Source organism: Rathayibacter sp. AY1F8, assembly GCF_002932165.1.
Classification (GTDB): domain Bacteria; phylum Actinomycetota; class Actinomycetes; order Actinomycetales; family Microbacteriaceae; genus Rathayibacter.
The window spans coordinates 40,628-54,282 of the sequence record NZ_PSVB01000020.1 but is presented as its reverse complement, the minus strand read 5'-3'; the positions used below and the strand labels follow the sequence as shown (position 1 = coordinate 54,282).

Genomic DNA, 13,655 nt, shown 5'->3' with positions numbered 1-13,655 from the left:
GAGAGCACCTCTCCCGACACCGAGGACGCCCCCACCGGAAGCTGACACCCGACCACTCGCCCCACCCGCCCCGCTCGCGGCGGGAACGCCGACGGCCCGGAGGACACTGTCCCCCGGGCCGTCGGCGTCCGTCAGCGCGCGTCGCGGCGGCGGCGCGTGACTCCGAGCGCGAGCGCTCCACCGGCGAGCAGGGCGAGAGCCGCCGCGGCGGTCCAGCCCGTCTCGACGCCGGTGCTCGCGAGTCCCGAGCCGGTCCGCGGAGGAACGGCGCCGGCCGGAGCGGGAGCCGGCGCGCGGGTCGGCTCGGCCGAGGGGTGCGCGGTCGGCGCCGTGGTCGGCTCACCCGTCGGCGCCACCGTCGGCTCGACGGTCGGCCCAACAGTCGGTCCCGGCGTCGGTACCGTCCCCGTCCCGAACACGGACGCCGCGGAGCCGAGCGATGCGAGCACCGTCTCGCCGTTCGCGTCGTCCACGCCGTCGTTGTCGGTCACCGCGAACACCTCGCCGGAGCCGGTGATCCCGAGGCCCTCGAGCTTCTCCTGGGTCCAGCCGTTCCCGGCCTGCAGCGCGGGCAGCACGTCGACCGCGAGGGTCTTCTCGAGCATCGGCAGCGTCTCGCCGACCGCCGCGCCGGCCTCCGTCGGCAGCGGCACCGTGTACACGGCCTTCAGCGCGGCGTCCGGCCCGTTGAGCTTGTCGCGCTCGATCACCGCGAGCGTGCCCGCGGGGGTCAGCGTGATCTCCGAGAGCCCGTTCCAGTCGCCGTCCGCCCCGGAGACGGCCTCCAGCGGGTAGCCGAAGAAGCTCCAGCTGTCGGCGGCGACGTCGTAGCGCCCGATCCGGACCACTCCGTCGGCGTCGATCGAGGCCTCGCGCTGCAGCGCCGTCCAGACGATCTCACCGGCGGCGCCGTCCTCGACGGTCACTCCCTCGAAGCCCTGCTTGCCCAGTGCGGAGGCGAGCTCCGCGGGCAGGGCGATCCGCTCGGTCACCGCGGCGTCCGCGTCGAGCCGCAGGAGCGCGTTGCCGTCGCCTGTCCCGCCCTCCGTCACGGCCCAGAAGCCGCCGTCGACGCGGGCGGCGATCCCCTCCAGATCCAGAGCGGCGGGCTCGCCGCCCTCGGTCACCGTGAGCGTCGAGTCGAGCAGCGCCGGCGAGACGGAGGTGTCGATAGAGTGGAGGGTGCTCGGCGCGTAGGCGCTGTCGCTCACCGCGTACAGGCGGTCGGGCGCCGCCGGGTCGGTCGAGAGGCCCGAGAGCGCACCCCAGGGCAGCGGCGATCCGTCGACGTCGGCCGACAGCACGGTCGGGAACGCGGGGGCGGAGGCGCCGAGCGCGTAGAGCTGCACACTCGCGCGGACGGCGGCCTCGGCGTCGTCGGTCTCGCTCGAGACGACCAGCAGGTCGCGCTCGGGCAGGGCGAGCAGCCCCTCCGGGCCGGGCGTCGACGGCAGCGCCTGCACGAAGCGCGGCGCGGTCGGCTCCGACACGTCGTAGACGGCCACGAAGTTGGCCCGCTCGGCGCCGACGAACACGTAGGGGACGCCGTCGAAGGTGGCCGAGAGCAGGCCCTCGGGCTCGGAGCCCTTCGCGTCGGAGCGCTTGTCCGGGTAGAGCCCGAGGCGCACCGCGAGGTGGTCGAACGAGTTCCCGGCGTCCCACTGCACGGCCCCGGTCGCGGCGTCGAGGATCGACCAGCCGCGCGTGCCGCCCTTCCAGTCGCCCTCGTTCGCGATCGCGACGTGGTCGTCGCCGACCCAGCCGATCGCGTCGGGCTCGCGCGGGACGTCGGTGATCGAGCCGGTCAGCGAGATCGAGTCGTCGTCGAGCGTGTCGATGCCGCCGACGGAGGCGGTGCCCGCGGTGTACGAGGCGGTGACGGAGCGGGTGGCCAGGTCGACGATCGCGACGGCGTTGTTCTCCTGCAGCGTCACGGCGACGGCCGTGTCGGCCGGGTTGATCGAGACGTACTCGGGCTCCGGGTCCGACGGGGTGTCGAGGCCGGCGAGACCGGTGAGGTCGACGTGCTCCGGCACCCAGGCGGAGGGGTCGCCCGCGAGGTCCATCACCACGAGCTCCCCGGCGGGCGCCTGCGGGAGGTCGCCCTCCTCGCCGCCCTCGGGGGCGAGGTCCTCGTCGCGCTGGTTCTCGATCGCGATGACCGCGGTCGAGCCGTCGGTGGTGACGTCGATGGAGTCGGGCTGGCCGCCGAGCTCGATGCTCGCGATGGGCGCGAGGTCGTCGGCGTGCAGCACGCTGACGTGGCCGGAGGGGTTCGCGAAGTCGCCGTCGCTCGTGTCGACCACCGCGAGGACGTACTCGCCGGTCGCGTAGACCGAGGTCGGCTCGCCGCCCACGCCGACGCCGCCGCGCGGCTCGGGGGCGTCGGGGTCCGAGATGTCGAGGACGTCGATGCGCTGCCCGGCGGAGTCCGTCGAGTAGACCAGGCGGCCGTCGGGCGACGCGCTCGAGATCTCGGCGACGGCGGAGTCGGCGGACGGGTCGGCCGCGTTCAGGTAGGCCGGCACCGTGGCGATGCGGGTGAAGAAGGAGTCGCCCGCGGCGGAGGCGGGCAGGGCCGCGGCTCCGAGGGTGCAGCCGGCGAGGGTGACGGTGAGGGCGAGGGCGGCGGTGCGGGTGCTGGTGCGGGTGTGACGAGAGGACACGGGTCTCCTGAGCGGCTTCGAAGGAACCCGCCCACGCTGGCCGCCCCCGGTGAACGCCCCGCCGCCCGCAGGTGTCCGCCCGGCGAACGCGCGGTGGCGGAGCCGCGACCGGGCGGGGGTCTCGAGACGCCGGCACGGACGCCTCGAGATCCGCCGGGCGGCGTGGTCAGCGCGCGAGGCCCTCCGCGGCCGAGCCCCAGGAGCCGAGGGCCGCGCGGACTCGCTCGTCGCGCGCGAGCGTCAGCGCCTCCGCGTACCCCTCCTCCAGCACGTCGTCGAGCCGCACCCGCGCACCCGTCTCGGAGGAGCGGACCGCCGCCTCCACCATCGCGAGGCTCCGCACGTTCGAGTGCACCTCGCCCGAGGGGACCGCCCCCGAGCCCAGCACTCGCACGAACTCCGCGAGCGAGCCCGCGATCTCCTCGGGCACGGGCTCGAGCGCGGCGGTCCGCACCGGCTCCGACTCGCGCGACTGCCACTCCGGAGCGCCGTCGCCGTCCCAGTGCGCGGTGCCGCCGGCCCCGTTCACGCGCCAGTCGCCGTTCCACGAGGTCTCGAGGCCGTCGGCGCACCAGCTGCCGGTGTAGCTGAAGCGCACTCCGCCGGCGAACTCGAACACGGCGCTCGCCGCGGCTCCGTCGGCGTACCAGCTCCAGCCCGGGTTGTACTCCTCGCAGTAGACCGCGACCGGGTCGCTGTCGAGCAGGTACCGCGCCGCGTCGAAGGCGTGGATCGCCATGTCGACCAGGAGCACGTGGTCCATCTCGTCGCGGAAGCCGCCGAAGCGGGGCGCCTTCGCGAAGTGCACGGAGGCGGTGCCCAGCTGCCCGAGCCCGGCGATCTGCTCGCGGAAGGCGGTGATCGCCGAGTAGTAGCGGCGCGACTGGCTGGTCATCAGGAGCCGGCCCGAGGCCTCTGCCGTCGCCGCGAGCACCAGCGCCTCGGCGATGGTCGGCGCGATCGGCTTCTCGGAGAGCACGGGCAGCCCGGCGAACAGCGCCTCCGAGCTGACGGGCAGATGCGCCCGCGGCACGGTCACGTTGACCACGGCGTCGGCGCCGGAGCGCGCGGCGACCTCGGCGACGGAGGTGCCGACCGCGACCGGGCCGACCCCCTCCTCCTCCGCGGCAGCCGTGGCGAGGTCGACGTCGAGGTCGACCAGGCCGACGAGCTCGGCGTCCGGGGAGTCGCGGATGGTGCGGATCCAGGCGCGGCCCATCGCGCCGGCGCCGACCTGGACGAGGCGGACCGTCATCGGACGAGCGCTCCCTCGTAGTCCTGGCCGTTGTGGAAGTCCTCGGTCTCGTAGCGCTGCAGCACCGGGAGGCGGCGCTCGGGGCGCGAGGAGCGCACCCACTCGACGCCGTTCGCGATCACGCGGCGCACCTCGGCCTGGTGGTAGACGGGGTAGTCCTGGTCGCCGGGGGAGAAGAAGAAGATGCGCCCGTGGCCGCGCTTCCAGGTCATGCCGGAGCGGAAGACCTCGCCGCCCGAGAAGGTCGAGAGGAACACGAGCTCGTCGGGCGCCGGCACGTCGAAGAACTCGCCGTACATCTCCTGCTGCGGGATCAGGAAGGGGTGCGGGATCCCCTGGGCGATGGGGTGCGTGGGGTCGACGGTCCAGACCAGCTCGCGGTCCTGCTCCGAGCGCCAGCGCAGCGTGCAGGTGGTGCCCATGAGCTTGCCGAAGATCTTCGACCAGTGGCCGGAGTGCAGGACGACGAGGCCCATGCCCGAGAGGACGTGGCGCTGGACGCGCTCGACGATCTCGTCGGAGACGTCGCCGTGGGCCATGTGGCCCCACCAGACGAGCACGTCGGTGGCGTCGAGGACGTCCTCGGTGAGGCCGTGCTCGGGCTCGTCGAGCGTGGTGGTGGAGACGGTGGCGCGCTCGCCGAGGTTCTCGCGGATGCCGTCGGCGATCGTGCTGTGCATGCCGTCGGGGTAGATCGCGCGGACCTTCTCCTCGATCTGCTCATGGCGGTTCTCGCCCCAGACGAGGACGCGGACGGGGGAGGAGGGTGTGGTCACGGTGTTCCTTCTTCGACGGTGGAGACGGTGCGGCGGTGGGCGGCCCGACACGGGGTTAACCGCTTTACCGGCCGCGTCTCCTAGGATGCGGGAGACGTCCGCCCCGCGTCAACCACGGCCGGGCGGCGCGAGCGGAGGAGGCGCGGTGGCCACGATGAGGGATGTCGCGCGCCTCGCGGGGGTCTCGATCGCGACGGTCTCGTTCGTGGTCAACGACACCAAGCCCGTCTCGCCCGAGACCCGCGAGCGGGTGCGGGCGGCGATGCACGAGCTCGGCTTCCGGCCGCACGCCCTGGCCCGCGCCCTCGCGCGGCGCCGCTCGGGGATCGTCGCGGTCGTCTATCCGCTCGTGTCGAGCCGGCCGCTCAACACCGCCACCTCGTTCCTGCTCGGAGCCGCCGAGGCCGCGGCGGAGCAGGACCACTCGATCGTCCTGTGGCCGACGGTCGGCGGCTCCGACCGCCTCGCCGACCTGCGCGCCGACGGCCTGATCGACGGCGTCGTGCTGATGCAGGTCACCAGCGAGGACGAGCGCGTGCCGGTCCTGCGGGACTCCGGCACGCCCTTCGCCCTCATCGGGCGCACCCGCGACCCGTCCGCCCTCGACTGGGTCGACATCGACTTCGAGGGAATGGTCGAGGAGGCGCTCGGCCGGCTCGCCGGCCTGGGGCACGCGCGGGTGGCGCTCGTGCTCGGCCCGGACCGCGACGCCGCGGCCGACTTCGGCCCCTACGCGCGCACCCAGGAGGCGTTCGCGCTCGCCTGCGCGGCCCGCGGCGTCGAGGGCGTGCTGCTGCGCTGCGAGGAGTCGCCCGCCGGTGGCCGCACCCTCGCCCGCTCGTTCGACCCCGCCTCCGCGACCGCCGTGGTGATCGTCAACGGGGGCGCCGCCGTCGGGTTCGCGCACGAGGTGCGGCACCGCGGGCTGCGCGTGCCCGAGAACCTCTCGATCGTCCTGCTCGCCTCCGACCCCGACGTCGCCGACCTGGCCGACCCGGCGCTCGACCTGCTCGTCGCGCCCGGCCGCGAGCTCGGCCGCCGCGGAGTGGAGGCGCTGCTCGCCCGCCTCGCCGACCCGGCGGCGCCGCTCCTCCAGGAGCGCATCGGCGGCCCGTGGCGCCCCGGCGGCTCTGTCGCCCCTCCGCGCTGACGGCCGGCGCCCCGGGAAGCCCCGGGAGCGCGCGCTACGGCACGATCGAGTCGATGTAGCCGCCGTCGACGCGCACGGCGGCGCCCGTGGTGGCCGAGGCGAGCGGGGAGGCGAGGTACGCCACCATGTGGGCGATCTCCTCCGGCTCGATGAGGCGCTTCAGCAGCGACTGCGGCCGGTGCAGGCGCATGAACTCGCGCTGCGCCTCCTCCCACGGCAGCTCGCGGTCGACCAGCTCGTAGACGAAGTCCTCGACGCCGCCCGTATGGGTCGGCCCGGCGAGCACGCTGTTCACCGTCACCCCGGTGCCGGCGGCGGCCTTGGCGAAGCCTCGCGAGACGCCCAGCAGCGCGGTCTTCGACACTCCGTAGTGGATCATCTCGGCGGGCGTGACGACGGCGGAGTCGCTGCCGATGTAGAGGACGCGGCCCCACTCGCGCTCCATCATCCCCGGGAGGTAGGCACGGGTGAGGCGCACGCCGGTGAGCACGTTGACCTCGAAGTAGCGGCGCCACTCGTCGTCGTCGATGGAGAGCGCATCGGCGGAGCCGAAGATCCCGAGGTTGTTGACGAGCACGTCCACCTCCGCGGCCGCGCGCAGGAGGGAGGCCGTGCCCTTCTCCGTCGACACGTCGGCCGCGACTCCGCGCACCCGCGCCTCCGGCACCGCCGCGCCGACCGCCTCGATCGCCCGGCGGATCGACCGCTCGGAGCGGGCGTTCACGATCACCTCGGCGCCCGCCTCCGCGAGCGTCGTCGCGATGGCCAGCCCGATGCCCTGCCCCGACCCCGTGACGAGGGCCGTGCGCCCGGTGAGATCCAACCCGATCATGCTGCTCCGCTCCGCGCTGCCGCCCGCCGGCCGCGCTCGGGGTCGAGCATGCCACCGAGCCCTGACATCCGGCCCGCTTCCGGCTGAGGACGCCCGCGGGTCGCCGCGGCATCGCTCGGAACGGCGGAGACCGTTGCCAACCGGACACTCGTGCGTTACGGTCTAATCAATCGGCAATACGTATTACCCGCGGGTAGTAGGCCGATGACCCAGACTGTCGACGAGGACGAGGCGGACGCGTGACCCCGATGCAAGCAGATGTCGCCGTGATCGGCGGCGGCCTCGGAGGAGTGGCGGCGGCGATCGCCCTCGCCCGCAACGGCCTCTCGGTCGTGCTGACCGAGCAGTACCCGTGGCTGGGCGGCCAGCTCACCTCGCAGGGCGTCCCGCCGGACGAGCACACCTGGGTCGAGCAGTTCGGCGTCACCGCCGACTACCGGCGCCTCCGGGACGGCATCCGCGGCTACTACCGCCGCAACTACCCCCTCACCGCCGAGGCGATGCGCGACGACCGCCTGAACCCCGGCCGCGGACTCGTGAGCAGGCTCTGCGCCGAGCCCCGCGTCGCCGTCGCCGTGCTCGACGAGATGCTCGCCCCCTACCGCTCGAGCGGAGCGATCCGCGTCGTCACCGGCGTCGTCCCCTTCGCCGTCGACGGCGGCCCGGGCCGGATCGAGCGCGTCCTGCTGCGCGACGCGGTCTCGGGCGAGGAGCTCGCCGTCTCCGGACGGTACGTGATCGACGCGACCGAGACGGGGGAGCTGCTCCCCCTCGCGGAGGTCGACTACGTCACGGGCTCCGAGTCGCGCGACGAGCACGGCGAGCCCAGCGCTCCCGCCGTCGCCGACCCGATGAACGTGCAGGCCGTCACCTGGTGCTTCGGCTTCGACAGCGCGGACGGCGACCACACCATCGAGCGCCCGGCCGACTACGACTACTGGCACGAGTACGAGGTGCCGTTCTGGGGCGGGAAGCTCCTCTCCTTCACCGCGCCGAACCCGAGGACGCTGCGCCCCGAGACCCGCACGATGCACGTGAACGCCGTGGGCGACACCCGCACCGCGGACCAGCGCGCGCAGGGCGGGGACACCGACCTCTGGATGTTCCGCCGGATCCTCGCGACCGAGACCCTCCGGCCGGGCGCGCTCGACAGCGACATCGTGCTCGCGAACTGGCCGATGCTCGACTACCTCGACAGCTCGATCCTCGACGTGCCGGAGCCGGAGAAGCACCTCGCCGGCGCCCGCGCGCTCTCGCTGTCGTACTTCTACTGGCTCCAGACCGAGGCGCCCCGGCCCGACGGCGGCCGCGGCTGGCCCGGGCTCCGGCTCCGCGGCGACGTGATGGGCACCGCCGACGGCCTCGCGCAGGCCCCCTACATCCGCGAGTCCCGCCGGATCCGCGCGCTCACCACGGTGCGCGAGCAGGACGTCTCCGTCGCCGCCCGCGGGACGGGGAGCCCCGCGCGCTTCGACGACTCCGTCGGCGTGGGCATGTACCGGATCGACCTGCACCCGACCACCGGAGGCGACAACTACCTCGACGTGGAGTGCTCACCGTTCGAGATCCCGCTCGGCGCCCTCGTGCCGCGCACCCCGACGAACCTGCTGCCCGGGGGCAAGAACATCGGGACGACGCACATCACCAACGGCGCGTACCGCCTCCACCCCGTGGAGTGGAACATCGGCGAGGCCGTCGGCGAGCTGGCGGCCCTCGCCCTCGCCGAGGACCTGTCGCCCCACGAGATCGCCGCCGACCCCGCCCTCGTCGCCCGCCTGCAGGCGAGGCTCGAGTCGCGCGGCGTAGAGACCCACTGGCCCGACGTCGTCGGGTACTGACCGGGAACACCGAGAAGACCATTGGAGAAAGAGAGACGATGAGACCAGCGAAGAAGCTGATGGCCTCGCTCGCCGCAGTCGGAGTGATCGCCGCCCTCTCGGGCTGCGGCGCCGCCGGCGGCGGTGACGACTCAGCACCCGTCGCTCTGAGGATGTCCGTCTGGACCTCCGACGAGAAGCAGCTCGCCCTGTTCGACTCGATGGCCGACGAGTACATCGCCGACCACCCCGAGATCGAGTCCGTGACCTTCGAGTCCCTCCCGTTCGCGGACTACAACTCGACCCTGACCACGCAGGCCGCGGGCGGCAACGCCCCCGACCTCGCCTGGGTCGGCGACATCGCGAAGGACCTGATCGACGCCGGAGCGCTCGCTCCGCTGACCGAGACCTTCGAGGGGACCGAGGGCTACGAGTACGACGACATCCTGCCCAGCGTGGCGCAGTCGTTCAGCCAGGACGGCGAGCTCTACGCGTACCCGTTCTCCAACTCGCCCTTCGCGCTGTACGTGAACCAGGACCTCATCGCGCAGGCCGGGCAGACCGTCGACCCCGCGACGCTCAGCTGGGAGGACGTCGACCGCATCGGCGCGGCCGTCAACGAGTCGACCGGCAAGGCCGGCTACATCATCCGCGACTTCGACTTCTCGGGCTGGCTGAGCCTCGCGAACCTCTGGGCGGGCTGGGGAGCCCAGCCGTGGAGCGACGACGGGACCCAGTGCACGATGGACTCGCCCGAGATGGTGGAGGCGTTCCAGTTCTTCCACGACTCGGTCTACGTCAGCGGCGCGACCCCCGGACCCGGCGTGACGGCGGACTTCTTCGCCGGCGACGCCGCGTTCACGACCGCGCAGGTCTCGCGGGCGAGCCTGCTCGACGGCTCGTTCCCGTTCGAGATCTACCCGCTGCCCGTCGGCCCCGCCGGCGAGTACGGCAACATCGGCCAGGCCGGCATGGCCGCGCTCGCAGGCGGCGACCACGTGGAGGAGGCGACCGGCTTCCTCTCGTTCATGACCAACCCGGAGAACTCCGCCAAGCTCGCGCAGTTCTTCCCGCCGCCCCGCGAGTCGCTGCTGTCCGGTGAGGAGCTGGCGAAGGTCAACACCCGCCTCAGCGCCGAGCAGCTCGACCGCGTCGTGGTCGACGAGCTGGCCGACGTGTCCGCCACCCCTCCGGTGACGAGCCCTGCCGAGATCACCTCGGTCGGCAAGACGGCGCTGGACCGCATGTGGTCGGCCGACGCCGACGTCGCCGAGGTGCTCGGAGGCGTCTGCGACGCCATCGCGCCCGTCCTCCAGGGGAAGTGATCCCGTGACCGCGACCTCGACGGACAGCCGCCGATCCGCTCCCGCCGGCGCCTACTGGAACCTCCGGCGCCGCGACGCGCTCGCCGGCTGGCTCTTCATCGCGCCCCAGCTGCTCGGTGTGATCGTGTTCGTGCTGCTGCCCGTCGGGCTCGCGGTCTGGTTCAGCCTCAACGAGTGGAACGTCTTCACCGGCTCCATGACCTTCGTGGGCGGCGAGAACTACGAGCGGGCGATCAACGACCCGAGCATCGGCGCGGTGCTCGGCACGACCGCGGTCTTCTCCGGGGGAGTGGTCGTCCTGAACCTCGCCCTCGGGCTGGGCCTGGCCGTGCTGCTCAACCGGAGGATCCCGGGCGGCGCCCTGTTCCGCACGCTCTTCTTCTCGCCCGTCGTCATCTCAGTGGTCGCCTGGACCCTCGTCTGGGGCTTCCTCCTTCAGGACAACGGCGCGATCAACGGCCTGCTCTCGCTGGTCGGCCTCGACGGGCCGAACTGGCTCCAGGAGGGACCCACCGCGATGGCGAGCGTCATCGTCACGCAGGTCATCCGCAGCGTCGGCGTCAACATGGTGCTCTTCCTCGCCGCGCTGCAGGGAGTGCCGGGCGACCTCTACGAGGCGGCCCGCCTGGACGGCGCGAGCCCCCGCGCGATCTTCTTCCGGATCACGCTCCCGCTCATCTCGCCCACCCTGCTCCTCACCGGCATCCTCACGATCGTCGGCTCGCTGCAGGCGTTCGCGCAGGTCGCCGTCCTGACCGAGGGCGGGCCGGAACTGTCGACGACAGTGCTCGTCTACTACGTGTTCCAACAGGCCTTCGAGTTCAGCGACATCGGCTACGGCGCGACGCTCTCGCTGATGCTGCTCCTCTTCGTCCTGATCCTCACGGTCGTGCAGTGGCAGCTGCGCAGGAAATGGGTCTTCTATGAGAACTGACGCCGTCGTCGAGCAGGGGACCCCGCTCACGCCACGCCTCGAAGCCGTCCCGGAGCCGCCCGTCAAGCGCCGCCGCGGCCGCGGCCCGCTCATGACCGCCCTGCTCGTCGTGACGCTGATCCTGCTCGTGCTGCCGTTCGCGGTGCCGACGTTCTGGATGATCGCCTCGTCGTTCAAGCCGGTGAACGAGATCTTCTCGAACCCGCCGACCCTGCTGCCGGACTCGCCGAGCCTGGCGGGCTACGCCGAGGCGTTCCGGTTCCAGCCGTTCGCGCTCCAGTACTGGAACAGCCTCTACATCGCGGTCACGGTCACCGTGGTCACGCTGCTGGTGTCGAGCCTGGCCGGCTACGCCTTCGCCCGGATCCCGTTCCCGGGACGCAACGCGGTGTTCCTCGTCGTCCTGACCGGCCTGCTGGTGCCGACGGAGGTGACGATCATCCCGCTGTTCCAGATCTTCCGGCAGCTCGGCTTCATCGACACCCACGTGCCGCTGCTGCTGGTGCCGATGGTCGGAGCGCCGGCGGTGCTGGGCACGTTCATCATGCGGCAGTACTTCATCGCGATGCCCGGCGAGCTCGAGGAGGCCGCGCGCCTGGACGGCCTCGGCCGCTTCGGGATCTGGCGGCGCATCTTCCTGCCGCTGTCCAAGCCCGCGCTGTCGGCCGTCGCGATCCTGACCTTCCTCGGGTCCTGGAACATGTACCTCGAGCCGACGGTCTACCTGACCTCGCCCGAGCTCTTCACCCTGCCCCAGGCGCTCACCCGCTTCACCGACGCCTACGGCGGGGAGATGTGGGACGTGCAGCTCGCCGCGGCGACGATGACGGTCGTGCCCGTGCTGGCCGTGTTCCTCCTCGCTCAGCGGCAGTTCGTGGAAGGGCTCGCGCACTCCGGTCTGAAAGGCTGACCCGGTGTTCACGGATCGCCCCCTCGCCGCCCTCCGCGAGTTCCGTGCGGAGGTCGCGGAGCCCGACGACTTCGACGCCTTCTGGCGGGCCACCCTCGCGCTCGGGCGGGAGGGCGGCCCCGGCGTCAGCGCCGTGCCGGTCGACGCGGGCCTCCCGCTGGTGCGGGTGCGGGACGTGCGGTTCCCCGGCTTCGCGGGCGAGCCGATCGCCGCCTGGCTGGTGACCCCCGCGGTCGACCCGGGCGCCCCGCTCCCCGTGGTGATCGAGTACCCCGGGTACGGCAGCGGACGGGGCCGGCCGATCGAGCACCTCTGGATCGCCGCCGCCGGGTACGCGCACCTGGTCGTCGACGCGCGAGGCCAGGGAGCCGGCCGCCTCGCCCGCTCCGGAGCCACCCCCGACCCCCACGGCAGCGGCCCCGCCTACCCCGGGGTCACGACCCGCGGCATCGAGTCGCCCGAGACGTACTACTACCGGCGCCTGATCGCGGACGCGGCGCTCGCCGTCGACGCCGTGGAGGCGCTCCCCGGGCTGGACCCGGACCGGGTGTCGGTCTTCGGCGGCAGCCAGGGCGGAGCGCTCGCGACCGCCGCGGCGGCGCTGCGCCCCCGGATGCGCGCCGCGATCGCCCTGGTGCCCTTCCTCTCCGACGTCCTGCGCGCGACGACCGTCACGAACGAGGCGCCCTACGTCGAGATCGCCCGCTACCTGGCGACCCGCCCCGAGGACCTCGACGCCGTCGAGCGGACCCTCTCCTACGTCGACGGCGTCCACTTCTCGCGGCGCCTGCGCTGCCGGGTGCACCGCTCGGTCGGCCTGATGGACCCGATCTGCCCGCCCTCGACGGTCTTCGCCTCCCACAACGTCTCCGGCGGCGAGACGTCGATCGACGTGTGGCCGTACAGCGGGCACGAGGGCGGCGGGGTCGGCGACCGCGAGCGGGCGCTGGAGGTGCTGCGGGAGGTCCTCGGGTGACCGCGCGGGCGTGACCCCGCGTCTCAGGACGTCGGCGCCTCCTCCATCCCGAGCCGCATCGCCAGGTCCATGGCGCGCAGGCGGGCCGGCGAGACGTCGTAGGGCAGGCTCCGGATGATCTCGCCGGCGCTCCGGGCGCGGGAGCCCTGTGCGGGATCGGGGGCCGGCGCGGGGTCCTCGGGCGGGTGCGCCTCGTCCCACGCGTCGAAGATCGCCTCGTCCTCCTCGAGCTGACCGGACTCCTCGACGACGCGCATCAGCCGGGCCTCGAAGGCGTGCCGCTCCCGCGCCACCTGCTCCACCCGGGGGTCGTCCTCGGGGACCGTGTCGTCGAGGGCCTCCTCGGCGGCGTCGACGCGGTCGGCCTCCGCCCGCAGCGCCGGATCGGCGGCCAGGACGACGAAGCGGCCGGCCTGGGAGACGGCGCCCAGCGGGCCGAACATCCGCTCGGTGACCAGCAGGGTGTCGAGGTCGGCCTGGCGCAGCGAGCCCTCGGGTGCGCCCTCGAGGCGGCGCGAGACGATGTCGTCGAGCAGCCCAAGCCGGCCGCCGAGGGTCCGCATGCGCCGGACCGAGGCCCGCTTCCGCTGCAGCTCCTCCTCCTGCGCGGCGAGCGCGGCGTCCAGCCGCGCGAGGACGCCCGCGACCTCGTCCTCGCGGTCGGCGCTGTCCTCGGCGCCGACCGGGGCTGCGACGGCGAAGGCGTCCCGGATGTCCTCGAGTGCGACCCCGGCGTCGGCCAGGCGGCGGATCCAGAGCAGCCGGATGATGTCGTCGTAGCCGTAGCGCCGACGACCGTCTCCGCCCCGCTCGCGCTCGGGGAGCAGGCCGAGCCGGTGGTAGTGGCGGATCGCCCGCGGAGTGACGCCGGCGAACGCGGCGGCGTCGCCGATCTGCACCTGGCGGGGCGGGGCGGGGAACGACTGCATGGGGGACCTCTCCGATCGGGACGGTGCGCATCGAGCAGACCACATGACGCAGGGGCAGGAGCAAGCCGACCCGGCCTGCTCCCGC

11 protein-coding genes are annotated in these 13,655 nt (G+C 73.3%); 6 read left to right on the top strand and 5 right to left on the bottom strand.

What is annotated here, in order from left to right:
- Positions 1–131 precede the first annotated feature (131 nt).
- The 3 genes from C5C35_RS13550 to C5C35_RS13540 all read right to left on the bottom strand — a co-directional run bounded on the left by C5C35_RS13550 (position 132) and on the right by C5C35_RS13540 (position 4,697).
- Complete coding sequence (locus C5C35_RS13550) at positions 132–2,666, bottom strand: esterase-like activity of phytase family protein (RefSeq protein ID WP_104263302.1); 2,535 nt, start codon at positions 2,664–2,666, stop codon at positions 132–134.
- 166 nt (positions 2,667–2,832) lie between these two features.
- Positions 2,833–3,921, bottom strand: coding sequence for a Gfo/Idh/MocA family protein (locus C5C35_RS13545; RefSeq protein WP_104263301.1), 1,089 nt, complete (start codon positions 3,919–3,921; stop codon positions 2,833–2,835).
- Positions 3,918–4,697 carry a ThuA domain-containing protein gene (locus C5C35_RS13540; RefSeq protein ID WP_104261591.1) on the bottom strand — a complete coding sequence of 260 codons (780 nt, stop codon included), beginning with the start codon at positions 4,695–4,697 and terminating at the stop codon, positions 3,918–3,920. Before C5C35_RS13540 ends, C5C35_RS13545 begins: the two co-directional genes overlap by 4 nt.
- 154 nt (positions 4,698–4,851) lie before the next feature.
- On the opposite strand from C5C35_RS13540, the gene C5C35_RS13535 reads away from it, so the two are divergent.
- Positions 4,852–5,847 carry a LacI family DNA-binding transcriptional regulator gene (locus tag C5C35_RS13535; RefSeq protein ID WP_258066439.1) on the top strand — a complete coding sequence of 332 codons (996 nt, stop codon included), beginning with the start codon at positions 4,852–4,854 and terminating at the stop codon, positions 5,845–5,847.
- A 34-nt stretch (positions 5,848–5,881) separates the two neighbouring features.
- Here the strand turns inward: C5C35_RS13535 and C5C35_RS13530 are convergent, their stop codons facing one another.
- Complete coding sequence (locus tag C5C35_RS13530) at positions 5,882–6,676, bottom strand: SDR family NAD(P)-dependent oxidoreductase (RefSeq protein ID WP_104224325.1); 795 nt, start codon at positions 6,674–6,676, stop codon at positions 5,882–5,884.
- Positions 6,677–6,927: 251 nt separating this feature from the next.
- Between C5C35_RS13530 and C5C35_RS13525 the strand changes: the two genes are divergently transcribed.
- From C5C35_RS13525 to C5C35_RS13505, 5 genes are read left to right on the top strand one after another with little or no spacing between them, the layout of a single operon-like run.
- Positions 6,928–8,517: an FAD-dependent oxidoreductase gene (locus C5C35_RS13525; protein WP_104263304.1), complete on the top strand. Its 1,590-nt coding sequence runs from the start codon at positions 6,928–6,930 to the stop codon at positions 8,515–8,517.
- Positions 8,518–8,555: 38 nt separating this feature from the next.
- A complete protein-coding gene (locus C5C35_RS13520) occupies positions 8,556–9,821 on the top strand; it encodes a sugar ABC transporter substrate-binding protein (protein ID WP_104224315.1) in 1,266 nt (421 codons plus the stop codon).
- Between the two features lie 4 nt (positions 9,822–9,825).
- Complete coding sequence (locus tag C5C35_RS13515) at positions 9,826–10,755, top strand: carbohydrate ABC transporter permease (protein WP_104224314.1); 930 nt, start codon at positions 9,826–9,828, stop codon at positions 10,753–10,755.
- Positions 10,745–11,665: a carbohydrate ABC transporter permease gene (locus C5C35_RS13510; protein ID WP_258066438.1), complete on the top strand. Its 921-nt coding sequence runs from the start codon at positions 10,745–10,747 to the stop codon at positions 11,663–11,665. The genes C5C35_RS13515 and C5C35_RS13510 overlap by 11 nt, the downstream gene beginning before the upstream one ends.
- A gap of 4 nt (positions 11,666–11,669) precedes the next feature.
- A complete protein-coding gene (locus C5C35_RS13505; RefSeq protein WP_104263299.1) occupies positions 11,670–12,641 on the top strand; it encodes an acetylxylan esterase in 972 nt (323 codons plus the stop codon).
- Between the two features lie 23 nt (positions 12,642–12,664).
- On the opposite strand, the gene C5C35_RS13500 is transcribed toward C5C35_RS13505, so the two are convergent.
- Positions 12,665–13,570: a MerR family transcriptional regulator gene (locus tag C5C35_RS13500; protein ID WP_104263298.1), complete on the bottom strand. Its 906-nt coding sequence runs from the start codon at positions 13,568–13,570 to the stop codon at positions 12,665–12,667.
- Positions 13,571–13,655 lie beyond the last annotated feature (85 nt).

Excerpts from the sequence above, each read along its gene's own strand:
- C5C35_RS13545 (WP_104263301.1), bottom strand. The coding sequence starts at position 3,921 with ATGACGGTCCGCCTCGTCCAGGTCGGCGCCGGCGCGATGGGCCGCGCC.
- C5C35_RS13535 (WP_258066439.1), top strand. The coding sequence starts at position 4,852 with ATGAGGGATGTCGCGCGCCTCGCGGGGGTCTCGATCGCGACGGTCTCG.
- C5C35_RS13525 (WP_104263304.1), top strand. The coding sequence starts at position 6,928 with ATGCAAGCAGATGTCGCCGTGATCGGCGGCGGCCTCGGAGGAGTGGCG.
- C5C35_RS13520 (WP_104224315.1), top strand. The coding sequence starts at position 8,556 with ATGAGACCAGCGAAGAAGCTGATGGCCTCGCTCGCCGCAGTCGGAGTG.
- C5C35_RS13510 (WP_258066438.1), top strand. The coding sequence starts at position 10,745 with ATGAGAACTGACGCCGTCGTCGAGCAGGGGACCCCGCTCACGCCACGC.
- C5C35_RS13500 (WP_104263298.1), bottom strand. The coding sequence starts at position 13,570 with ATGCAGTCGTTCCCCGCCCCGCCCCGCCAGGTGCAGATCGGCGACGCC.